Raw genomic sequence first — 22,519 nt, forward strand, 5'->3', positions numbered from 1 at the left:
GCTGAAGGCACAAATACCGCACAAGACCGGTTCCGCCTACCACCAGGGTTGACCCGCTGAACACCCCTTTGGGGCAGCCGAAAACCTTTGCCTCGCACGGCCGGGTCCTCCGATGCTGAACGCATGCGAACCACAGCCGCGAGCGTCCTCGCCGCCGTATTGGTCCTTTGTGGACTTCTCCAGCCGGTATCCCGGCTCGCCCATGCGGAACCGGATCTCCACACCACCGGGCATCCCACCGCCGACTTGAAACCGACCCGCGACGACATCCTGACCAGAGCGAAGAGCTGGCTCGACGAGCGGGTGCCCTACAGCCAGGAAGCGAAGCACACCAACCAGTACGGCACCTACCGGCAGGACTGCTCCGGCTACGTGTCGATGGCCTGGGGTCTCAAGACCGCTCGCTGGACGGGCGACATCATGCAGGTCGCCACCCGGATCGACAAGAAGAACCTCTTGCCGGGTGACAGTCTGTGGGTGCATTCCAGCGCCCACCAGCACATGGCACTGTTCATCCGGTGGGCGGACGCCGCGAAGACCCAGGCGGTGGTGTGGGAGGAGTACCGCTCCGGGACGGTCGCGTCACAGCGCACGTGGTCGGCCGATCGGACGGCGGGTTTCACCGCGATCCGGTACCGCAACGTCGTCGAGGGCGACGCCAAGACCTGCGCGGCGGTGAGCCTGGACCATCCGCGCTATCCCGAGGTCGCCCCGGCCGCGACCGGGGCCCTGGTCAAGACCGCGCAGTGCTTGCTCGCCGCGGCCGGATTCCCCACCGGGGCGAACGGCCCCACCGGGACCTTCGACGCGACGACCACCGACGCCACGAAACAGTTCCAGGCAAGCCTGGGCCTGCCGGCGCTCGGCAAGGTGGACTCGCACACCTGGACGGCGCTGCTGGCCCGCGGCACCACCCCCCAGCTCCAGGACGGCGCCTCCGGAGACGCGGTGCTGCGTCTTCAGCGCGCCCTGAACGCCGCCCTCGACGCGGGACTCGAACTCGACGGCAGGTTCGGCCCGAACACGACAGCGGCGGTGAAGCGGTACCAGAGCGCGCAAGGGCTCTCCTCCGACGGAATCGCCGGGCCGAAGACCTGGGCCGCGTTGCAGGCCGGCAAATGAGTAATCCACTGTGGACGGAAAAGAGGATCGCGATGCGGGTGAAGTCGGTGGCGCTGGGGATGGCCATGATGGTCGGCTTCGGCCTGGCGACGGCCAACGAGGCGACGGCGGCCACGGCCGCCGATCCGACCGGCGCCGAGTTGAGTGCGGTGGTCGCGACGTGTACTCAGCAGGTGTCCACCGGGAAGTACGCCGAGCGCAGCGGCGGTACGCGCACGGTCCCGGTGTGCTCGACCGGGGGCGCGGTGCACTGGCGGTCCGGGATGACGATCGACTGTGACGGGCAGCGCACCGAGAAGTGCAACCCCTCGACCGATCCGTATTGGCAGGGGCAGACCGCGTGGGCGCAGCCGGACGGCAAGCCACTGAACGCCGAGAAACTGCCCTACGTCGTGGTGCCCGGGATCAGTTCGACCTGGAGTTACGCCCGGTCCGGAATCACCGGTGGCACCGTCGCCGCAGTCGTCTACCAGGGCAGGGTCGCCTATGCCGTCGTGGGCGACGTCGGCCCGGCAGGAGCGATCGGCGAGGGCTCCTACGCACTGGCCAAGGCGCTCGGCATCAACCCCGACCCGCGTTCGGGCGGGGTGTCCGGCAAGGTCGTCGACTACATCGTCTTTCCCGGTGTCAAGGCATCGCCGATCCACGACGCCGTCGACGCGGGCACCGAAGGCAGGCGAGCCGCGACCGAACTGGTGTCCCGCTCCCGCGACTGCGCGAACGTCGGGGTCGACGGCCCCTATCCGCGGCTCGACGCCGGCGTGACCCGGCCCGAGGTGAAGACGGCGCAATGCCTGCTCCGCGCCGCCGGCCAGGACACCGGTGCCGGTGACCCCAGCGGCGTCCTGGATACGGCGACGGTGTCCGCGGTGAAGCGTTTCCAGGCTCAGGTGGGACTCGCGGAGACGGGCTCGGTGGACTCGCACACCTGGACGGCGCTGCTGGCCCGCGGCGCCACCCCGCAGCTTCAGGACGGCTCGTCCGGCGAAGCCGTTTTCCGGCTGCAACGGTCGCTCAACGCCGCCACCACCGCGAATCTGACCGTCGACGGCAAGTTCGGTGCCAAGACCACCGCGGCCGTCAAGGGCTACCAAACCTCACGAGGGCTCGACGCCGACGGGATCGCCGGCGTGAACACCTGGCGGGCCCTGCAGACCGGGCGATGACGTGTCCTGAGGCTTCCCTTCGGAAGCCTCAGGCACCCGGCGTGACGAGACCGGACTCGTAGGCCAGCGCGACGATCTGCGCGCGGCTGGAGAGCCCGAGTTTCGTCATCGCGCGGTTCACGTGCGTCTTCACCGTGGATTCGCTCACCACCAGCTCACCGGCGATGCCGCCGTTGGTCATGCCTTTGCCGACGAGGCGCAGCACCTCGGTCTCCCGGGCGGTGAGGCAGTCCAGTTCCTGTCCACGAGCGCCGGTGGCGCCGCCCGGCCGGTTCGCGTAGGCCTCGATCAGCCGCCGCATGACCGACGGTGCGAACAACTGCTCCCCCGCCGCGATCGTGTGGATCGCGGCGACCAGCCGCTCCGCACGGACGTCCTTGAACAAGAAGCCCGAAGCCCCGGCCCGCAGCGCCGCGTACACGTACTCGTCCAGGTCGAACGTCGTCAGCACCAGCACGCGCGTCGGACGATCGCGTTCCGCGGCGAGGATGCGTTCGGTCGCGACCACGCCGTTCGTACCCGGCATCCGGATGTCCATCAAAACGACGTCGGGCCGCAGCCGCGCCGACAGGTCCACCGCCTCCTGTCCGTCGGCGGCCTCGCCGACGACGGTGATGCCGGGCGCGGCCCGCAGCAGCGCGACGAACCCGGCGCGGACCAGATCCTGATCGTCGACGACCAGCACCTCGATCATCGAGCGGCTCCCCCGGGCGTCAGCGGGAGCACGAGCGTCACCACGAAACCCCCTTCCGCGCCCGCGCCCGCCAGGAGTGTTCCCCCGTACAATTCGGCGCGCTCACGCATGCCGATCATGCCGTGTCCGGCGCCCTCGTGGAAGCGCTCGGAACGGCCATCGTCGGCGATCCGGACCGTCACTTCCTCCGCGCCGTAGGTCAGCGACACCCACGCCCTCGCCGGACGGGCATGCTTGACCACGTTGGTCAGGGCCTCCTGGACGACGCGATAGACGCAGAGTCCCAGCCCGTCCGGCAGCGCGCGAACCGTCCCCCGTACGGAAACCTCGACGTGCACCCCGGCGGCGCCGACCCTCGCCGCCAGCTCCCGCAATCTCTCCAGCCCGGGTGCGGGCACGTAAGTGTCGTCGTCCTCACCGGACCGCAGCACCGTCAGCATGCGCCGCAGTTCGTCCAGGCCCTCGCTGCTGGTGCGGCCGATGACGTCCAGCGCCGTCCGGCTGGCCGACGGGTCCGACTCGAACACGTACCGCGCCATTTCCGCCTGCACCGCGATGACCGACATGTGGTGGGCCACGACGTCGTGCAGCTCACGCGCGGTGCGGACCCGTTCCTCCGTGACGGCCCGCCGCGCCCTGTCCTCCTGCTCGCGGCGCAGTTGCCCGGTCAGCACCCGCAGCTGGCCGTTCCGCTGGGCCAGCCGTCCCGCGTTCGCGCCGAAACCCCAGGCGACGCCGGTCAGCAGCATGCTTTGGAACACCGCTGTCCACACCGAGCCGATCAGCTGGGAGTGACAGGCGGAGTAGGTCTCGCCCGCCAGCGTGGCCGCCGCGCACAGTGCCGTCATCGGAAGGGACCGGGACGCGGCCACGGTGTAGAGGCCGAGCAACAGTGCCAGCGCGCTGACACCCGGCCAATATCCCGGCAGCAGGTAGGCGGTCCATCCGGCCAGCAAGAGCACGAAAACCGGGAGCGGCGCACGGCGCCGAACCGCCAGGGGTGCGTTGACCAGCACGCTCAGCATGACACCGGCAGTGTCGAACGGCCGGAAGCCGGGGAGGTCGACGGCGAAGCCGGCTTCAACGGTGAACGCGATCATGAACACCGCGAGGACCGCGTCGCCCGCTTCGGGAGCGTTCTTTCTCAGCCAGGTCGGTCGGCGCACAGGGAACGATAGCCGTCGAAACCGTCGCCGTGCGTCCGGCTCCGGGACTACATCGCTACCGCACAGGTTGACTTCCGGTCCGTCGTCGAACTGCTGCCGGGCTGTCTACCAGACCTCGACCACCTTGACGTTGGTGACGGCGTCCTGACACGAGGAACTGGTGTTTCCCTTGAACTTGAGGAAAAGGGTGTCGGTGTGCGCCGGGAAGGGCCGGAGCACGACCTTCCGCCAGTGCGCCTTTCCGTCCGCCGCGTGTGGCTCGATGCCGGCCGACACCACGGTCGTCCCGTCGTCGTCGGCGAATTCGACGTTCTGGCCAACGCAGTCGCCCCAAGCGTCGGGGCTGTGCTGGAAGCTGTCTCGTTCCCCATGGCGCGCCCCACGTCACGGTCCGACGATCGGGCAGTATGCCAGCGCCAGCTCGATCGGTGCCATCACCATGCTCGGTGCCGTTATCGATGCATCCGATCCCCCGCGCTCCGGATTCCGCACCTTCAGGCCTCGGCTGCCAGAGCCGAAGTTGGGCTGCCGCCCGGAACCCAGGACGATCGTGGCGATGCGGTCCCGGCATAGGGCTGTACGACGTAGCACGTAGCGCGAAATGCCGTCCCCTGTGCGACGACTTGGCGGTGCCATTTCCCGACGATGGCCATAGCCGAGTACAGGGGGCTTGCTATGGCTGCGGGATGTTCCGAACACGGGTTTCTGGTCGAGGAGATCGGCGGGACGAAGGGTGTGCCGGACGTCGTTGACCATATTCCGTCGCCGAGATTGGCCGCGTATGTGCACGCTGTTCGGGGATATCGGCCGCAGCCGGGAGGATGGGCGCGACTGCGCCTGGTCCCGTCAACCCGAATGAAAATCGACATCAGCCTCGGCCAGCCACCGGAACTGGCCGACTCCGGCGCCGCACCAACGGCGGCGGTGTACGGCTTGCGTACGCGTCCCACAACGTTGACGCGATTCGACGGACCGAGCATCAATGTAGATTTGACGCCGCCTGGCGCTTACGCATTGCTCGCCGTTCCACTGTGGAAAGTCACTGACACGGTGATCGATTTGGTCGACGCCGTGGGACACGGAGCCGACCGGATCGTGCCCAGGCTGACGGAAGCGACGGGCTGGCCAGAGCGGATGGCGTTGCTTGATGACGCGCTCACCGCGTGGACCGAGACCGGTCCGCGGCCTGCACCGCAAGTGCTGAGGGCGTGGTATCGGCTGCGCCACTCCCATGGCCGCATCCCGATCGAGCGACTGGCCGCCGAGGTCGGCTGGACCCGCAGGCACCTGTTGAACCAGTTCCGCACACAGATCGGGTTGACCCCGAAAGCCGCCGCCAGGGTGATCCGTTTCCAGCACGGCCTGCACCTGCTGCGCCTGCCCGGTCCCCGTCGGTCCCTGGCCGATCTGGCCCAAGCGGTGGGCTACAGCGACCAAGCCCACTTGACCCGGGAATTCGGGTCGCTGGCGGACGTGACCCCGGCCCAGTTAGGGACCGTGGTTCCCATTTCTTCAAGATTCAACGCCTGAAAGTCCGCTACAAACAGGTTCCGCAGTCATTCAACGCAAAGGAGAAGTGAATGTTCAAGCGTTTCCTCATCTCACTTTCGATGTTGATCGCCGCGCTGGGGTTCTCGACGTCGGCGGCATTCGCGGCAGCCTCGCCCGCGGTTCCCGACAAGACCGTCGTCCAGGTCGGCGTCGCGGATGTCGAGCCGCAGGCGACCTGCAGCTACCGAACGAAGCAGGCGATCAACATCCATTCCCGGCCGGACCGGAGTTCGTCGATTGCCGGAACCCTCGGGTCCGGTGCGTACATTTACAACGTGACCTGCGACAACGTTGTCGGGGGGAATTACAGCTCCTGCGGCGGCGGCAATCTGTGGAAGTACATCGGCAGCGGCTGGGTCGCGACGAAGTGCCTCGTGCGCCTCTGAATTCCTGGGGGGAGGCCGGTGCGGTCCGCTCTCACCGAGCGAGCCGCACCGGCTCTGAACCAGCACCGTTACAGAGGACGAGGCCCGGTATCCGGGCAGGACGGCCGTCTCAACGCGCGCGTCTACGTGTCGGCCTGACCGCCCGGCCGTGAACAGGATCGGGCCCAGTAGATACTGCGCACGGCCCGGGGTAGCCGGGTTGCGCAGGTGCGGAAGGATCGCCGCGCAGTCCGTCGATCAGACTTCCCAGATCCTCACGATCGGGCCACACCGCGTGTTGCCGGTAGGACAGCTACTACGTCAACATCATAGATCGAGCCCATGAGCCAGCCGATCGCTCAGGCCACCATCCAGGTCAGGATCGTCGAAGGGCACTTCCTCATCGAGGACGAAGACATCGACCCACCGACTTTCCCGGCCTTCCAGGGGGCCGACGACTGGCTGCTCACCACCGGCAACCAGATCGCCGTCTGCAGCGCTTCGGGGGAATGGCACGTCCCCGAAGCGCTGCTTCAGCGGTGGACCACCACACCGCCTACCCCCGGCCCCGACTGGAAGGTTCACCAGCAGCGCCAGTGCCACTTCTCCAGCGGCGTCCTCAACATCCTCAACCCCGCACGCGAAGAAGTCTTCGGCACCTTCGACCTCGAGACACCAGGCTCGTATCACGTACGCGCACACACCACCGACCGAGACAACACCAGACGCATGCTCGACCACGCCGCGACCACCGCCGGCGACCAGCCCATCCACGGCATCGAGAAGTTCCTCATCGAGTTCTGGCCGGCAGCAGAACACCCCAGCGACCACACCACAACAACGACCGACCCGCACACGCCGGACTGGCTCACCGACGTCACCACACATGACCTCCCAGGAATTAGGAGATCTCCCAAGGATTCGTGACCACGTCCCCCCTCGGACACATATTCATGGTCGATCTCCCACAACACAGAGGAACTGGCCCGCGTCGTCGGGCCTTTCTGGCATTACCCGCACAGCCGGTTCGTCTAGACCGACCATGGTCGCGCCCTCCCCGTGTGCAGTTAGGGAGGTACGCAGTGACTCCCTCCAGCCCGGCACATTCTGCCCGTGCTCGGGCGTTTCCGGGCGGATGGTGCGCTGAGCCGCCCTCACGGACATTCACCTCGTGATCAAGGCGATCCGCGCTGGATGAACCTGGCCAGTTTGGACGGCACTCCCACCGCGAGGACGAACAGGCCCATCAGTCCCAGCCACCCCGCCGTGCCCAGGGCGAGGACGACGCCGGTCATCAGGATCGGGCCGTAGACCCGGGTACTGCTGATCCGGCCGAGCCCGAACCCCGACAGGAACTGGGCGCGTTGTGCCTCCGGCGCGAGGGCATACGACAGCGTCCACGAGGCGTTGACGTGACAGAGTTCGCCCAAGGTCAACAGCACGATGGCGACCGCGAATCCGGCGGTCGCCAGCAGCGTCGTCGGCAACAGGGGCGTGGCGACGAAGGCGAGACAGGCAAGTGCGAGGAAGGCCGGGCCTGCCGCGTACAGCCTGATCGCCGAGCGGGGATCGGTGGCCAGCTTGCTGGACGGAAGCTGGAGCAGCACACAGAGCACCGTGTTCACCGCGTGGAGCGGTCCGATGGCGCCGGCCGGGACGGTGCTCTGGCTGATCAGCCAGAGCGGGAACGCGATGTACATGATCGGCAGCCACAGGGCCAGCAGGCTGTCGTAGCCGGCGAACGCGAGCAACCGCCGGTCACGCAGCATGCGCAGCCCACTGATCGGCCGCGCCACCGGGACCGGCCGGGCGACCGGGGGCAGCCCGGCGATCAGTATCGCGGCCAGCACGAAGGTGCAAGCCGCGAGACCGAACATCCACTGGTACGCGGCCAGGGTGCCGGTCGCCAGCGGGATGGTCGCGGCCAGCCCTCCGATGCTTATCCCCACGTTGAGCGCGGTGCGGTGGACCGCCAGCACTCGGCTCCGCATCTCCTGCGTCACCCGTTCGCCGACCAGTGCTTGGGTGAGCGGCTGCATCGACTGGTCGCCTGTCACCGCCGCCGCGGTGACGAGAAGGAACCCCCACCAACCGTCTACCACCAGATAGCCGCACATGGTCGCCGCCCGCCAGAGGTTCAGCACGACCAGCGCCCGCTGTACGCCGATCCGGTCGGCCAGCGTGCCCATCGGCACGGCCAATCCCAAGGCCGTCAGGCCCGCGAGCGTGAAGCCGAAGCCGACAGACTGCGCGGACAGGCCGGCGACGCGGACGAAGTACACCGCGGAGGCAGCCAGGAACATGCCGTTGCCGAACCACTCCACCAGCGCGGCGAGCAGCAGCCGTGGCAGATAGCCGGCTATCGCCGACCTCACGACCATCCGGCGTGACCGGTCAGGACCGGGGCGATCCTGCTCCCCGGATCATCCGCAAGGGCGGAGAGCACGGTCAGGTAGACCTCGGCGAGCGTCCGCACCCGCACGGCACCCACCATCCCCTCGGGGTCCTTCCAGAGCACCCTGGTGCCGGAACTGTCCTCACGGATGTGCATCGCCATCGCGAACCCGGCGCTGCTTTCGTTCTCCAGCAAGCTCAGCACGCAATCACCCAGGTCCAGCCGCTGTAGATCCACTCCGGCCCGCGCTCCCGCGTGCCAGTACTGAAAGATGGTCTGCCGGGTGCGTTTCCCGGCTTCGGGTCCGACGAGCCGCACCTCCCGCATGATCGCCGGGAGCGGAAGCTCGGCGTGGTGGTAACAGGCCTTGAGCTCCAAACGCAGCCGGACCACCAGTTCGGCGTAGGTGTCAGTCGCGGCGAGCCGGTGCCGGAAGGGCAACGCGTTCACGAAATAGCCGACCGTGTCCCGTAGTCCGGGTTCGGTACGACCGTGGAAGGGAAGCGACACCAGCAAGTCGTCCACGCCGGTGCAGCTGCGTAACGTCACCAGGTAACCGGCTAACAACGCGGTGAAGTACGAGACGCCCAGCTCCGAGGCCCGCGCACGTATCCGCTCGGCCAGCGTCGCGGGTACGTCGGCCTGATGCATCAGATAGGTGCCATCCCCCGTCGGCGGCAGGTACTCCGGCGGCATCTCGGTGCCCAGTACTCGTCGCCAATGCGCTCGGGCGGGGTCTCCCCGCGAGGTTTCGGCCAGTGCCTGGGACCGCCGGGCGAACTCGACGAGCGGGCCTACCTGATCGGCAGGAGCGAGAGCCTGCCCCGCGTAGGCCTGCCGGAGCGCTTCGAAAAGGATCAGGATCGATTCCCCGTCGGCCACGATGTGGTGCACGGTCAGCAGGAACACCGTGTAGCCCCGGCCGCGCAGCACGTGCACCCTGGCCAGCGGGCCCTTGGTCAGGTCGAACGGCTGTCGCCAGGTCTGCCGCACGGCATCGACCCGCTCCAGTTCCGAGGTCTTGTCCACCACCGGGATCTCCGGGGCATCCCTCCAGGTGAGCACCGGCCCGCCCGGGATCTTTTCGACTCGCCCCCGCAGTTGCGGATACGCCTCACCCAGCGCGGTCACCGCGGCGTGGAGCCGGGACACATCCAGTTCGCCACGCACCAGCAGTTGCATGGGGATCAGGTGAATGGGCCGCTCCGGCTCGAGCATCCAGGAGAGCCACAACGCCTGCTGGCCGACGGAGAGCGGAATACGCGAAACGGTGTCCATGTCTCCTCAGCTCTCGAAGGCGGGCGGGCCGAGCTCGATACCGGCGGCCCACAACCTGCCGGCCGTTTCCAGCACCACCGTCCGGTCCGGCGTGCGCTCGAACGCACCCGGCAACGTGCGCGTCAGGACCGCGTCGGCGGGTAGGCCGGGTTGCGCCTGCAGGATCCGCGACAGCCCGCGGCCGGGGCCCAGCTCCAGCACGACGGGTGAGCCGCGTGCCCAGAGCCGGGTGAGTCCATCGGCGAACCGCAGGGGTGCGACGACCTGATCCGCCCAGTAGCCCGGATCGGTGGCCTGATCGGCCTCCAGCCAGTCACCGGTCACGGTGGACAGCAACGGAATCCGTGGCCGCTCCCGAGGCACGGCGGCGAACGCCGCCCGCAGCGGTTCGGTTATCGGCGCCATGGCCGGGCTGTGATAGGCATGCGTGGCGGGCAACCTGCGGGTGGCGATCCCCGCCGCCGCCAACGCATCCCCGGTCCGCGCGAGGGTCTTCTCGGTGCCGGCCAGCACGGTCAGCTCCGGACCGTCGATCGCCGCCACGGCACATCCCCGCAAGTGCGGGTCGACCGCCTCGACCGGTGCGGCCGCCGCGAGCATGCCACCGTGGGGCAGCCGATCGATGAGGCTGGCCCTGGTGACCACCAGGCCCAGCGCGTCCGGCAGCGAGAACACCCCGGCGACGCAGGCCGCCGCCAGCTCGCCGACGCTGTATCCGAGCAGGGCGGACGGGGTCAGGCCCAGCGCCCGCCAGGTTTCGGCCAGGGCGTACTGGACGGCGAACAGCAACGGCTGGGCCAGCTCGGTGCGGTGGATCGGCTCGGTGTCCGCCTTCCGGTCCAGCAGCGCGGCCAGATCCGGCGACCGCCCCGCCGCGGCGTCCGGTGGGTACAGCACCGGACGCAGATCCAGTCCGTGCCCGCGCAACAGGGACAGGCATTCGTCCAGCCTGGCCCGGAATTCGGGCAGTCCGGCGTACAGGCCGGCGGCCAGTCCGGGGTAGTGGTCCCCGACCCCGGAGAACAACCAGGCCATCGGCCGGTCCCGGCGGGCCAGTGCGGTCAGCACCCTGGCGCCGTCACGCCCGCGTAGCCTGCGCGCCGCCTCGGCCGGGCCGGAACTGACCAGCACCCGGCGCCACGGATGTGCCCGTGGCCGGGGCCATTCCTCGGTCAGCGCGGCGAATCCGGACTGATCCAGGCGGTCGAGCCGAGCACACAGCCGGTCGGTGGCCTCCTCCAGCTCCGGCCGGGTCGGTGCGGACAGGGTCAGCAGCGATGCCTGCGCGACGGTGGTCATCCGGCGAGGACCTCCGGCCATCCGAGGGGATCGGTGCCGTGCTGGCAGAGCACGGCGTAGGCCAGGCGTTCCAGCCCGAACCCGGCACACGCGGTGAACGCCGCCGCACCGTCCGCGCCGGTGATCTCGTAGGCGTCACCGAAGAATCGCTCATGGAAGTTGAACGAGCACACCGCGAGATCGCGGCCTGGTTCGATCGGCGACCGGAACTCGTATTTGAGCCGCAGAACCTGCTGTGCCCATACCCGCTCGACGAGGCCGGCGTCGACGAAGAACGGATCACTCGCCACCTCGCACCGCCCGCCGAGCCCCAGCGCCGACACGAGCTCCCGGGACCGGAGCATCAGCCGTTCCCGGCAGTCGAGCACCTCGGCCCTCGAACCGAGGAAGACGATCTCCCGGATGGTGAAGTCCCACAACCGTTCCAGCGATCGCCGGTAACGGGCCTCGTAGCGGAAGGACTTGCCTCGCGCGGTGATGACCGTCGGCCCCTCGGTCAGCGTGCGCCCGGTCAGCTGGTGGTAGGTGTGGAAGCACATGGTCGGCGGCAGGCAGTGGTCGAAATCCCCGCTGTACTCCTTGAGCTCGGCCGGGAGGTTCTCGCCGGTGCCGAGCCGATCGCGGAACCGCTGGTAGGTCTCCAGGTCGCCGTGCAGGCGCGAGGCGAACATCATCATCTGCGGAAAGGACCGGAAGTACCCGGACCGGGCCATGACCGACGTGGGGATCAGGGTGGGATAGCGGTATTCCCTCGGCTCGAACTCCTCGCGCACGATCCCGGTGATCAGCCGGTCGAGCGTGTCCAGCAGGGACAGCACCGGCTCGCCGAGCGCGATCTGCCCGTCCCCCGCCTCGATCGCGGTGCCACTGGCCAGCAGCTCGCCGAACACATCCCTCGGCGGTGTCGCCGGGCTCATCGACCACAGCACCTGCTGATCGACCTGCCTGCGGGCCAGCACATCGCTGCGCACCAGCTGGGCGAACCTGAGCTCGAGGCCGGCGCGATCGGCGTCGCCGTCCAGCACCAGGTCCACGGCGTGTACCCGGTCGTCCGACCAGACCAGGGTGAAGTCCAGGATCGTCTCGGACACGAAGAACACCCGGGTGGCCAGGTATTCGGCCCGATCGGCGGGAACCGGCGGATCCAGCTCCACCCGCAGCGTGCCGGTCACCGGTGAGCGGGTCATCCGGCCAGCCCTCCCCGCACCCCGAGCAGCTCGGCCAGCACACCTCGCTGCACGGAGGAGGAGCCCGCGTAGATCAGCCCGCCGAGGGCGTCCCGCAGTTCCCGTTCGATACCGAAGTCGGTCAGGTAGCCGCGGGCACCGTGGATCTCCATCGCCGCCATCGCCGTCTGTACCAGGCTCTCGCTGACGAAGATCTTGGCTATCGTCGCGTCCTGCAGCGCGAAGCGGCCCTGCGCTTTGAGCCAGCCGACCCGGTGGAGGATCAGCCTGGACAGTTCCAGCCGGATCTTCATGTCGGCGATCTTGTGGGAGACCCCCTGGAAGGTGCCGATCGGCCGGTCGAACTGTTCCCTGGACCGCGCGTGCTCGATCGACCGGTCCAGCAACCGCTCCAGGGCACCGATCTGGGCGGCGAACATGAAGGAGCGTTCCCACTCGATGGTGCCGGTGAAGATCGGGTAACCCGCGCCCTCCGTGCCGACCAGATCGGCCGTCGGCACCCGGCAGTCGACGAACTCGATCTCGCCCATCTCGGTGCCCCGCAAGCCCATCTTGCCGAATTTTCTGCTCTTGCGGACCCCGGGCAGATCGGCGGGCACCAGGAACGCGGACAGCCGGTTCGGAAATCGGCCGGGCCCGCCGGTGCGGGCGAACACCACGTACAGGCCGGCCGCCGGGCCGTTGCTGACGAACCACTTGGTGCCGTTGAGGAGGTAGTGCTCCCCCTCGCGCACCGCGGTGGTCCGCATGCTCAGCACATCCGATCCGGCCTCCGGCTCGGACAACGCGTGCGCGCCGACGAGGCCGCCTGAGCACAGCCGGGGCAGGTAGCGCTCCTTCTGGTGCGGGCTGCCGTGTTCCAGCAGGTAGATCACGCAACCCCAGAGATGGTTGTTGATCGCGAAGACCAGCCCGTTGTCCGGGCAGCCGTAGCCGAGGGCTTCCAGGGCGATCATCGTGCTCAGCGGGTCCAGGCCGCCACCGCCGTACTCCGCGGGCACCGGCCAGCCCAGCACACCGAACTCGGCACACCGTTTCCAGTCCTGCCAAGCCATTTTGCCCGTACGGTCGGACTCGGCGAGCTCGGTGCCCAGCTCGGCCTTGGCGAACTCGATGATCCGGGTACGCAGTTCCCGCTGCCCCGGCGACAGTTCGAAGTCCATCTCAGGTGCTCACCGGCGTGGATTTACGGGCGACGAACGCGGTGATCGCGTCGACCGTGCGGAAGTTGTCCAGGTCCAGGTCCCCGCCCGCGAGGGTGATGCCGAAGCCGCGTTCCAGCCACATGACCAGCTGCACGATGAACAACGAGTTCACCAGGCCGCTGTCGAACAGGTCCTCGTCTCCCGCGATGTCCGCTCCTCCGGCGTGGCCGGACACGAACCGCAAGATGTCCGTCTTCGTGTCGCTCACGACATCACGCTCGCCTTCTGCCCGACCGGTTCCCCGGTTTCGTAGCTGTGGAAGCCCTGTCCCGCTTTGCGTCCGGTGTGTCCCGCGTACACCAGCCGCCGCAGCAGGGGGCATGGCCGGTACTTGGGGTCCTGGAACTCCTCGCACAGCACCTCGAGGGAGCGCAGTACGGTGTCGAGCCCGATGAGGTCCGCGGTGGCCAGCGGGCCCATGGCGTGGCCGAAGCACTGCTGGAAGAGCCGGTCGACCTCGGCGGCGGACGCGACCTGTTCCCAGACCAGGAACATCGCCTCGTTGACGGTGAGCATCGCGACCCGGTTGGTGACGAATCCCGGCGAGTCGCCGACCACCACGCAGTCCTTGCCCACACCGCGGAACAGCCCGAGGGTGTGCTCGATGGTCTCCGCCGAGGTATGGGTCCCCCGGATCACCTCGACCATCGGTTTGAGCGGCGCGGGGTTCATGATGTGCGTCCCGACCACCCTGTCCGGCCGCCCGGTGCACCCCGCGACCTTGGTGATCGGGATGGCGGAGGTGTTGACCCCGAAGACGGCCGAGGGCGGGCAGATCCCGTCCAGCCGCCGATAGAGCCGGCACTTGGTCGGCCAATCCTCGGTGACGTTCTCGATCAGATAGTCGATCTCGGCCAGCGCGCCGGGCTCGGTGGTGCAGGTGATCCGGTCGAGTACCTCCTGCGGGTCCCGGCCCGGAAGTCCCGGCCGGATCAACGGGCCGAGCCGGACGGTCCTGGCGATCTCCCGCAACGCCCGGTCCAAGATGCCCGGGTCGATGTCCAGCAGCACGACCTGGTGGCCGTGTTCGGCGAACAACTGGGCGACCCCGGTTCCCATCGTGCCCGCTCCGGCCACTCCTATCCGTCTCATGTGGACATCCTTTGTTCGGTTCGATTCACGTCGGCGCGCACCGTCGCCGCGAGCAGCCGCCCCAGACCTGCCAGGTCCTCCCTGATGTGGAAGTGGTCTCCCGGCCGGATGCGCGGCTCGACCTCGCGCGCGGTGTGCGTACGCCAGCCCTCCATCGGCGATCGCGGTTCCCGATCGCCGGTCAGGACGGTGATCGGGCAGCGCAACGGGGCGCCGGGAGTGTGTCGATAGGTCTCCAGTGCCCGCAGGTCCGCGCGATAACAGGCCAGCGCGGCGTGCAGCAACCGCTCGTCGGCGGCGACGGCGGCCGGGAGCGGTCCCCAGCGACGTTCGATCTCGGCGTGCAGCCCGGCGTCGGGCAGCAGGTGCAGTGGTCGTGGCTGCGGGGGAAACGGCGGGGGCGGGCAGGAGGAGACGAACAGCCGCACCGGCGCGTGGTCGAGGTTCCTGGCCACCTCGTAGGCGACGAACGCGCCGAAGCTGTGACCGAACAGCGCGAACGGCGGCGTGAACCGCACCTGTCCGATGATCGCCGCCACCAGATCCGGTATCGAGCCGAATGCCCGTTCGCCGAGATTGTGCGCCCTGCCGGGTGGCTGAATGGCGGCGATGCGCAGACCGGGGGTGTGCGCCGCCCACCGCGCGTATTCGCCGGCGGCGCCACCGGCGTGCGGGAAGCAGTACAGGGTGGCCACGGCGGGCTCGGATCCGGCGCGCTCGATCACTCGTATCTCAGCCATGCGCCGCCGCGCCTTCCCGCATGCGCGCCTCGATCAGCGTGGTCAGTTCCCGTATCGACGGCGCGATGTACATCGAGCGCAGCTCCAGTTCCACCGGCAGCACCTGCCCCACCCTGGCCAGCAACCTGGTGGCGACCAGCGAATCTCCTCCGAGGTCGAAGAAACTCTCCTGCGAGTCGATATCCGAGATGCCGAGCAGTTCGGTGAAGAGCAGGGAAACCGTGTCCTCAATGCCCGCCCCGGCGACCGGCGGCGGCGCGACCGGCTCCTGCGCCGCCCGCGCTTCCAGCAGATACGGCTTCCGCTGAAAGGGGTAGCCCGGCAGCCGCACTCGCCTCGGCGGTCCATTGTGGACCTTCGACCAGTCGACGGCGTCTCCGGCGAGCCACCGTTCGCCGAGCGCGGCGAGCGGGCCTGAGCCGCCGCATTCCCCTTTCCGGTCATCGGTGAGCGCCCGCACGGCCTCCGCCCGGTCCCGCACCACCACGTATCGCCGGTACCGGTGCTCCCGTCTGCCCGTCTGCAGTGTCCACGCCACATCCCGCAAGTCCTGCTCGGGATGACGGGTCAGCTGCTCGGCGAGCCGCGCGGCGACCTCGTCCAGGGCGGCCGGAGTCCGCGCCGAAAGCGGCAAGAGCTGTTCGGCCGTCTCGCCGGTGGACGGTCGTGGCCTCGGCGGCTGTTCCAGCACGGCGTGTGCGTTGCCGCCGCCGAGGCCACGCGCGGTGACCCCGGCCCGGCGTGGCACTCCCTTCGGTGACCAGGTCCGGGGTTCGGTCACCACGGCGAACGGGCCGGCCGTGAAGTCGATGTCCGGGTTGGGCCGGGTGTAGTGCAGGCTCGGCGGGATCACTCCGCGTTCCACGGCAAGCACCGCCTTGATGAACCCGGCGACACCGGCGGCCGCGTCGGTGTGCCCGATATTGGACTTGACCGAGCCGAGCCAGCACGGCTCGGCCCGTGGCCCCTCCCCCGCGAACACCTCGTTCAGCCCGGCGAACTCGATCGGATCGCCCACCCTGGTCCCGGTGCCGTGTGCCTCGACGTACGTGATCGTCGACGGCTCTACGCCCGCGTCGCGCTGAGCGGCACGGACCACCTCGACCTGTCCGCGTACCCCTGGCGCCGTGAACCCGGCACGCTCGCGGCCGTCGTTGTTCACCGCGGAGCCACGCAGTACCGCGTGGATGTGGTCGCCGTCGTCGATCGCCTCGGTGAGCCGCTTGAGTACCACGATCCCGCAGCCGTCCCCGGTGACCACCCCGTCCGCGCCCTCGTCGAAGGAGCGGCAGGCACCGGTGGGCGAGATGATCCCGCCGACCTCGTACCGGTCCAGATCGGCCGGGACGCGCACCGTCGTGCCGCCTGCCATGGCCAGGTCACAGTCCCCGGCGAGCAGCGACCGTGCGGCGAGATGCACCGCGTACAGCGAAGTCGCGCACGCCGCCTGCACCGCGGCCGCCGGTCCCCGCAGGCCCAGTTTGTAGGCCACCTTGCTGGCCAGGTAGTCGGGGGAGGTGCTGATCCGGAGGTCCCAGCCGGTGATCGAGCCGGTTTCCCGTTGCCGGTCCCGCAGGATCTCGGCGTAGGTCGACTCACCGCATCCCGCGTAGATCCCGATCAGGCCAGGGAACCGGTCCGGGTCGTACCCCGCGGCTTCGATCGCCTCGACCGCGCATTCCAGGAAGATCCGGTGCTGCGGATCCAGCAGCGCCGCCTCCCTCGGGGTGTAACCGAAGTACTCCGCGTCGAACCATTCCGGATCCCGCAGCACGCCGCCCGCGGGCAGATACTCGCGGACGGTGCCGCCGGGGCCGGTGACGGTGCTGGGCGCGCGCCGGGTGATGCTGTCCAGCCCGGCCACGAGGTTGTCCCAGAACTGATCGATGTCCGCGGCATCCGGGAAACGACAGGACATGCCGATGACCGCGATCGCCGTGTCCGGGTGATCGCCGTTTCTCTCCGCCGGCGTCGGCTCGGGCCGCGCCTGCGCACCGTCGAGGAACGCCGCGGAGGATCGGACCGTGGCGTGCTTGAACAGATCGGTGAGGGTCGGCTGGAGACCGAGGCGATCCACGATGCGCTCGCGAACCGCCTCCATGAGCATCGAATACCCGCCGACCTCGAAGAAGTTGTCGAGCACGCCGACTTCCTCGCGTTCGAGCAACTCACACCAGATCGCGGCGATGACCTGCTCGGTGCCGGGGGCCGGTGCCTGCCCGGAGTTCACCGCTTCACATCCCGGAGCCGCTCATGAGCACGATCAACGGAAAACGCAGAAATGCGGTTTTCGGAACACGAAATAGCCATGACACCATCCCGGGCCGGATAAAGAGAGAAGTCAACCCCAGTTCCTTTTTGGACCTCGGCAAACGGGGGTCCAGGTTCTGCAAACTATAGCAACGGCGACGGAGGTGAGCCAATACTGCATTAGGAGCTGCCCAGGCCGCTCGCAGATGTCGCGGAAACAACTGCCCAGTCGGCCTGAAACCGCGAAAACCGTTGCTCGCAAAGGAGAGCGGCCACTTGGCCGGGGACGCTGGGCAGACGGAGAACTAGCCCGCGTCCGTCAGCCCGCTCACCAGCTTCACGAACTGCGCCGCCGTGGAGTTGCCGTAGAACTGTTTCAGCGAGACCCTGGGAAGATCGCGTTCCCGCATCTGATCAAGAACCCGCACGACCAGCAGGGAATTACCGCCAAGGGTGAAGAAATTGTCCTCCAGCGTCACCCGGGTATTCAGTATCTCGCTCCAGATGCGCAGCACGTCGTCGGCGATTCCGGTCGACTCCTCGGCCGGGTCCGCGGCAGGCTCCACCGATCCGGCACGGGGATCGGGCAGCCGGGCGATATCCGGTTTCCCATTGATCGTCAGCGGGATCCGCTCGACCGGGGTGATCGTCGACGGCATCATGTATTCCGGCAGTGTCGCGCGGGCATGCGCGAAGACCGGCGCCGGGCCGGCACTCCCGGACACCGCGACGTAGGCGTCGATCCGGCTGCTCGCCGGATCATCCGGATCATCCCGGTGGACCACGACGGCCGCGGCGCTCACGCCGGGCGCGGCGAGCAGGACCAAGCGGATCTCGTCCGGTTCGATACGGAATCCACGCACCTTGACCTGGTTGTCCAGCCTGCCGAGGTGATCGATCCTCCCGTCCGGTCTCAGCCGTCCCTTGTCACCGCTGCGATAGACCCGTTCTCCGGTGACGTCGTCGCGAAGGAACCGCTGCCCGGTGAGCTCCGGCTGTCCCAGATAGTGGCTCGCGACTCCCGCACCTCCCACGTAGATCTCCCCCGCGGGCCCCGGGGGCAACAACCGGCCCAGCTCGTCGCGAATCGACACCGACCAGCCGGGTAGCGCGCGGCCGACCGACCGAGAACCGGCGGCCACCTCCGCCGGGGTCACCGTCTGCGCGGTCACGTGCACGGTGGTCTCGGTGATTCCGAACATGTTGACCACCCGGCACGCGGCCGGAGAGTGGCGGGCGAACCAGGGCTCGATCATCCGCACATCGAGTGGTTCGCCACCAAGGACGACCAGCCTCAGCGCGAGGTCCAGCCGTGCACGCCGGTCCGTGCGCACGAGCTGGGCGAACGCGGACGGCGTCTGGCTCAGCACGGTGATCCGCTGCTCGGCCAGCACCGCGTGGAACTCCTCGGTATCGCGGGTCACCCAATACGGCAGCACCACCAGGCGGCCGCCGGTGAGCAGGCAACCCCAGATCTCCCATACGGAGAAATCGAAGGCGCTGGAGTGAAAAAGCGTCCAGCTGTCCGCCGCGCACAAGCCGAACTCCTCTGTGGTGGCCTGCAACAACGCCAGCACATTGTGGTGCGGAACGACGACGCCTTTGGGCCGGCCGGTCGAACCCGAGGTGTAGATGACGTAAGCGGCGTCACCGCCATCGGCCGGTTCCTGCCGGTCCGCCGGTCCGCGCGGTTCGCGCAATTCACCCGGCGTCAGTACCCGCGTCCCAGGCGAAGAAGGGAACTCCGCCAGGGTGGTGATGACGAGCGGCATCCCGGCGTCCTCCGCGGTGAACCGCAGGCGCTCCGCGGGGTACAGCACGTCCATCGGCACGTACGCGCAGCCTGCCTTGAGGATGCCGAGCAGGGTGCTCACCAGATCGGCGTCCCGCTCCAGACAGACTCCGATCCGGCTGCCCCTGGCGATCCCCCGCGACCGCAGTCCCCCGGCCACTTCGCAGGCCAGATCGTCCAGCTGCCGGTAGGTCAGCCGCCGATCGCCCGCCACCAAGGCCACGGCGTCCGGCTGCCTCGCCGTCACCTGCTCGATGGCGTGGTCGATCCGGCCCTCCTTGCGCGGAACGGGACCCGCCCCGCCCAGGCGGAGTACCTCCGCCCGCTCGGCCGCGGACATCAGCTCGATCCGGCTGAGTGTCCGGTCCTCCGGCTGCCCGGCCAGGTGCGTGATCTGTGCGCAGAACCGGCGCGCGATCGCCGGGTCCACGAGTCCCTCGTCGAACCAGCAGGTCGCCCGGCCTCGTTCCAGCTGGAAGGTGAGCGGAAAAACCGGTGCCAGGCACGGCAGATAGCGGCCTTCACCGAAGGATGGGCTCAGCACGACCCCTACCGCGGGCGGCTCACCTGGCGTGACCGGCGATTCGTCGAAGCGGGACAGGAAGTCCGCCATGGAACGCGACCGGTCTTCCTCGATCGGGTAAGCCAGGATCGCGTTGTCCGTCAGGTCCAGTACTCCCCATTCCGTGCCGCCATAACGGCCGATCGCGAGCGCGATCGCGCCGAGGACGTGCCGCTCGCCGCGTCCGGCCGGATCCACCGGCAGTTCGGCGACGACGCCGGCGCGGCGCGGATCCCCCAGCCCCCAGTCGATGCCGCCCGCCGGTGCGGGCCGTGGGTCCCAGTCCGGCAGGGCCGCGATCGCGGCGGTGCCCTCGGCGATCCGCCGCAGCGTGGCCGCCGGGAGCACGGAGCGGACCGCCACCAGCACGAGATCCGCCGTCCCGTCGGCATAACGCAACGAGACGGCGCGCAGCGGGGGGCTGCCGGGATGGATCGGCCGCCGCGACTCGGCACGGACGCGCGCCCTGGCCACGGGACCATCCGGATCCCCCGGGACCGTGGTCCGCCAGATCCGCACGGGCAGGTCCGGCGGATCGGAAATCCGCATTACCAGGCTGTGGCATTCAGTGGCTGCGCTCATGGCTGATCCACTCTCCCGTCACCGGGCGGTGAAGCCCCCGTCCACGGTCAGCACGCTGCCGGTCACCTGGCGGGAGCCGTCCGAAGCCAGCCAGAGCGCCGCGTTCGCGATGTCGGATGGATCGATCAGCGTGTTCATCGGCTGATCCCGGACGAAGATCTGCTCGTGCTCGTCGACCGGCACGCTTAGCGAACGGGCGATCTCGCCGAGCATCCGGCCGTCCACCAACGGATCGTCTCGCACCGAGCCCGGGCACAACGCGTTCACCCGCACCCGCATCGGGGCGTAGTCCAACGCGGCCGCCTTGGACAGCCCGATCAGGCCGTGCTTGGCCGCGACATAACTCGCGAAGTGCCGGTAGCCGACCGTGCCCGCGGTCGAGGACACGTTGATGACGCTGCCGGACCTCCGCTGGACCATGATCGGCGCGACGGCCTTCATCATGCGCCAGGCACCGGACAGATCGATGTCGAGCATGAGCGACCACTCCTGCTCCGTGATCTCGTGCGCGATCTTCCCGGACGGGGACGCGATACCCGCGTTGTTGACCAGCACGTCGATCGTGCCGAACCGGTCGAGTGCCTCGTCCACCGCCAGCAGGCACTGCCGGGAGTCACGCACGTCGGCGGCGGTGATCACGGTCGCGGCCCCGGCTTGTTCACACAGGCTCGCCGTATGAGCCAGCTGGTCGTACGACCCGAGCGGGTACGGGATCTCCGCGAGATCCCGCGCGATGTCCACCAGCAGCAGATCCGCTCCCGCCTCGGCAAAGGTCACCGCGCACGCGCGGCCGAGGCCACGCGCGGCACCGGTGATGACGCACACCTTGCCCGTCAACGACATGCTCGATCCCCGGCCACGATGCGCAAGACCCGTTCCGGCGCCTCGGTCAAGTACATGTGGACGCCCTCGAGTTCCCGGTACTCGAACCTGGCTTCGGTCATGGTCGCCCACTGCTCGGCCTGTGCCCGCGACACGAGCCGGTCCCGCGTTCCGCGGAGCGCGGTGATCGGAACAGTGAGAGGCGCTCCCGCCGTGGGCCGGTAGTTCTCGTGCATCGCCACGTCGGCGCGCAAGACCGGCAGGAGCACCTCGAGCAGGCCGGGATTGTCGAAGGCCGCGTGCCGGTAGCCGGCGAACCGCTGCACCTTGGCCACGAACTCCTCGTCGGGCAGTCCGGTGGCTCGTTCGACGCGGGGGCTCCACGGCCCGGGTGAACCGCTGACATACAGATGGCACAGCCCCGGATGGGCGATCCGGCCGAGTTCCCTGGCGATTTCGTAGGCGAGCACCGCGCCGAGGCTGTGCCCGAACAACGCGACGGGGTTGCGCACGCCTACCTCGGCCACGATCTGTGGCGTCAGTTCGGCCACGGCGTCGGCGACATCCTTGAACGGGTCCTCCAGGAAACGTTCCTCGCGGCCTGGCAACTGGATCGGGCACACCCGGACCCCGGCCACCTCCGATTTCTTCCATTCCCGGAAGAAGCCGGCGCCGCTGCCCGCGAATGGCAGGCATACGAGAGACAATTGCCGCACACCCATCAGTCCCCCAGTCGTCCTGCGGGTCCGTAAAAGCTTCAGGGCCGCTTGCTCGGTCGGGAAGGGCCCACGCGCCCGGACCGCGTGGCGGTAGCCGGGGGAACTCGACGAGCCTCTTCCTCCAGAGGCCGTAAAAACACCCTAGGGACACGAACCCTGTCGAGGCAAGTGACGCGGTGCCCGCCCGGGCGGGGCGAACAGAAGCCGTCCGGGGGCGAATCCACCGCACCGTCTGTGGCGAGAGAGATCGCCGCCGGTTTCAGCACTGGACGCCGCCGGCCACTCCTGTTTTCTTTCCTTCCTTCACAAGCGTGCGCTTCGAAAACCCGAGAAGTTGGTCAGCACCCCAGCGCCGTCGAAAGCGCCGTGTCCGGTGCCTTTCCGCCACTTGCGCGCGATCTTGCCGTCGTGGTGTTCGCCTGCCGGAACCGCGCCGTCCACGGTGACGGTCTCGCCGACCGGCTGCAGCTCGGTCGACGCTCTTGGTATCTGCAACTTCCGGCTGTCTTGGCTGGATCGACGGCGCTTTCAC

Annotated in this window: 21 protein-coding genes; 5 read left to right on the plus strand and 16 right to left on the minus strand. The window is 68.7% G+C overall.

What is annotated here, in order from left to right:
* Nucleotides 1–123: 123 nt before the first annotated feature.
* The gene (locus BLW75_RS07720) at nucleotides 124–1,122 is read left to right on the plus strand and encodes a peptidoglycan-binding domain-containing protein (RefSeq protein WP_091597072.1); all 999 of its coding nucleotides are present in this window, start codon (nucleotides 124–126) and stop codon (nucleotides 1,120–1,122) included.
* The gene (locus BLW75_RS07725; RefSeq protein WP_241783342.1) at nucleotides 1,119–2,288 is read left to right on the plus strand and encodes a peptidoglycan-binding protein; all 1,170 of its coding nucleotides are present in this window, start codon (nucleotides 1,119–1,121) and stop codon (nucleotides 2,286–2,288) included. Before BLW75_RS07720 ends, BLW75_RS07725 begins: the two co-directional genes overlap by 4 nt.
* A gap of 28 nt (nucleotides 2,289–2,316) precedes the next feature.
* Here the strand turns inward: BLW75_RS07725 and BLW75_RS07730 are convergent, their stop codons facing one another.
* The 3 genes from BLW75_RS07730 to BLW75_RS42745 form a co-directional block, all read right to left on the minus strand.
* Nucleotides 2,317–2,982: a response regulator gene (locus BLW75_RS07730; protein ID WP_198935672.1), complete on the minus strand. Its 666-nt coding sequence runs from the start codon at nucleotides 2,980–2,982 to the stop codon at nucleotides 2,317–2,319.
* Entirely contained in the window at nucleotides 2,979–4,148 is a 1,170-nt protein-coding gene (locus tag BLW75_RS07735) for a sensor histidine kinase (protein ID WP_198935673.1), read from the minus strand. The genes BLW75_RS07730 and BLW75_RS07735 overlap by 4 nt, the downstream gene beginning before the upstream one ends.
* A gap of 105 nt (nucleotides 4,149–4,253) precedes the next feature.
* On the minus strand, nucleotides 4,254–4,424 hold the full coding sequence (locus BLW75_RS42745) for a hypothetical protein (protein WP_158005355.1): 171 nt from the start codon (nucleotides 4,422–4,424) through the stop codon (nucleotides 4,254–4,256).
* Nucleotides 4,425–5,003: 579 nt separating this feature from the next.
* Here BLW75_RS42745 and BLW75_RS07740 point away from each other — a divergent pair.
* The 3 genes from BLW75_RS07740 (at nucleotide 5,004) to BLW75_RS07750 (ending at nucleotide 6,991) form a co-directional block, all read left to right on the plus strand.
* Nucleotides 5,004–5,678 carry a helix-turn-helix transcriptional regulator gene (locus tag BLW75_RS07740; RefSeq protein ID WP_158005356.1) on the plus strand — a complete coding sequence of 225 codons (675 nt, stop codon included), beginning with the start codon at nucleotides 5,004–5,006 and terminating at the stop codon, nucleotides 5,676–5,678.
* 50 nt (nucleotides 5,679–5,728) lie between these two features.
* Nucleotides 5,729–6,085 (plus strand): hypothetical protein, encoded by a 357-nt coding sequence (locus tag BLW75_RS07745; protein ID WP_034307224.1) that lies wholly within the window; start codon nucleotides 5,729–5,731, stop codon nucleotides 6,083–6,085.
* A gap of 321 nt (nucleotides 6,086–6,406) precedes the next feature.
* Nucleotides 6,407–6,991, plus strand: a complete 585-nt coding sequence (locus BLW75_RS07750) for a hypothetical protein (RefSeq protein WP_034307226.1) — start codon at nucleotides 6,407–6,409, stop codon at nucleotides 6,989–6,991.
* Nucleotides 6,992–7,239: 248 nt separating this feature from the next.
* On the opposite strand, the gene BLW75_RS07755 is transcribed toward BLW75_RS07750, so the two are convergent.
* From BLW75_RS07755 to BLW75_RS07815, 13 genes are all read right to left on the minus strand, one after another.
* Nucleotides 7,240–8,439, minus strand: a complete 1,200-nt coding sequence (locus tag BLW75_RS07755; protein ID WP_158005357.1) for an MFS transporter — start codon at nucleotides 8,437–8,439, stop codon at nucleotides 7,240–7,242.
* A complete protein-coding gene (locus BLW75_RS07760; protein WP_091597080.1) occupies nucleotides 8,436–9,737 on the minus strand; it encodes a condensation domain-containing protein in 1,302 nt (433 codons plus the stop codon). Before BLW75_RS07760 ends, BLW75_RS07755 begins: the two co-directional genes overlap by 4 nt.
* Before the next feature lie 6 nt (nucleotides 9,738–9,743).
* Nucleotides 9,744–11,036 carry an acyltransferase domain-containing protein gene (locus BLW75_RS07765; RefSeq protein ID WP_158005358.1) on the minus strand — a complete coding sequence of 431 codons (1,293 nt, stop codon included), beginning with the start codon at nucleotides 11,034–11,036 and terminating at the stop codon, nucleotides 9,744–9,746.
* Nucleotides 11,033–12,223, minus strand: coding sequence for a class-II aminoacyl-tRNA synthetase family protein (locus BLW75_RS07770; protein WP_091597086.1), 1,191 nt, complete (start codon nucleotides 12,221–12,223; stop codon nucleotides 11,033–11,035). The genes BLW75_RS07765 and BLW75_RS07770 overlap by 4 nt, the downstream gene beginning before the upstream one ends.
* Complete coding sequence (locus tag BLW75_RS07775; RefSeq protein ID WP_034307229.1) at nucleotides 12,220–13,386, minus strand: acyl-CoA dehydrogenase family protein; 1,167 nt, start codon at nucleotides 13,384–13,386, stop codon at nucleotides 12,220–12,222. The genes BLW75_RS07770 and BLW75_RS07775 overlap by 4 nt, the downstream gene beginning before the upstream one ends.
* A gap of 1 nt (nucleotide 13,387) precedes the next feature.
* On the minus strand, nucleotides 13,388–13,636 hold the full coding sequence (locus BLW75_RS07780) for an acyl carrier protein (protein WP_034307231.1): 249 nt from the start codon (nucleotides 13,634–13,636) through the stop codon (nucleotides 13,388–13,390).
* On the minus strand, nucleotides 13,633–14,520 hold the full coding sequence (locus BLW75_RS07785; RefSeq protein WP_091597091.1) for a 3-hydroxyacyl-CoA dehydrogenase family protein: 888 nt from the start codon (nucleotides 14,518–14,520) through the stop codon (nucleotides 13,633–13,635). Before BLW75_RS07785 ends, BLW75_RS07780 begins: the two co-directional genes overlap by 4 nt.
* Nucleotides 14,517–15,260, minus strand: a complete 744-nt coding sequence (locus BLW75_RS07790) for a thioesterase II family protein (protein WP_091597095.1) — start codon at nucleotides 15,258–15,260, stop codon at nucleotides 14,517–14,519. Before BLW75_RS07790 ends, BLW75_RS07785 begins: the two co-directional genes overlap by 4 nt.
* Nucleotides 15,253–17,490, minus strand: a complete 2,238-nt coding sequence (locus BLW75_RS07795; RefSeq protein WP_091597098.1) for a type I polyketide synthase — start codon at nucleotides 17,488–17,490, stop codon at nucleotides 15,253–15,255. Before BLW75_RS07795 ends, BLW75_RS07790 begins: the two co-directional genes overlap by 8 nt.
* Before the next feature lie 325 nt (nucleotides 17,491–17,815).
* Nucleotides 17,816–20,446: a non-ribosomal peptide synthetase gene (locus BLW75_RS07800; RefSeq protein ID WP_091597102.1), complete on the minus strand. Its 2,631-nt coding sequence runs from the start codon at nucleotides 20,444–20,446 to the stop codon at nucleotides 17,816–17,818.
* Between the two features lie 18 nt (nucleotides 20,447–20,464).
* Complete coding sequence (locus BLW75_RS07805) at nucleotides 20,465–21,289, minus strand: SDR family oxidoreductase (protein ID WP_034307235.1); 825 nt, start codon at nucleotides 21,287–21,289, stop codon at nucleotides 20,465–20,467.
* On the minus strand, nucleotides 21,280–21,984 hold the full coding sequence (locus tag BLW75_RS07810) for a thioesterase II family protein (RefSeq protein WP_241783343.1): 705 nt from the start codon (nucleotides 21,982–21,984) through the stop codon (nucleotides 21,280–21,282). The genes BLW75_RS07805 and BLW75_RS07810 overlap by 10 nt, the downstream gene beginning before the upstream one ends.
* Before the next feature lie 306 nt (nucleotides 21,985–22,290).
* The gene (locus BLW75_RS07815; protein ID WP_034307240.1) at nucleotides 22,291–22,482 is read right to left on the minus strand and encodes a hypothetical protein; all 192 of its coding nucleotides are present in this window, start codon (nucleotides 22,480–22,482) and stop codon (nucleotides 22,291–22,293) included.
* Between the last annotated feature and the right edge of the window lie 37 nt (nucleotides 22,483–22,519).

The sequence above is a fragment of the Amycolatopsis lurida genome, from assembly GCF_900105055.1.
Taxonomy (GTDB): domain Bacteria; phylum Actinomycetota; class Actinomycetes; order Mycobacteriales; family Pseudonocardiaceae; genus Amycolatopsis; species Amycolatopsis lurida.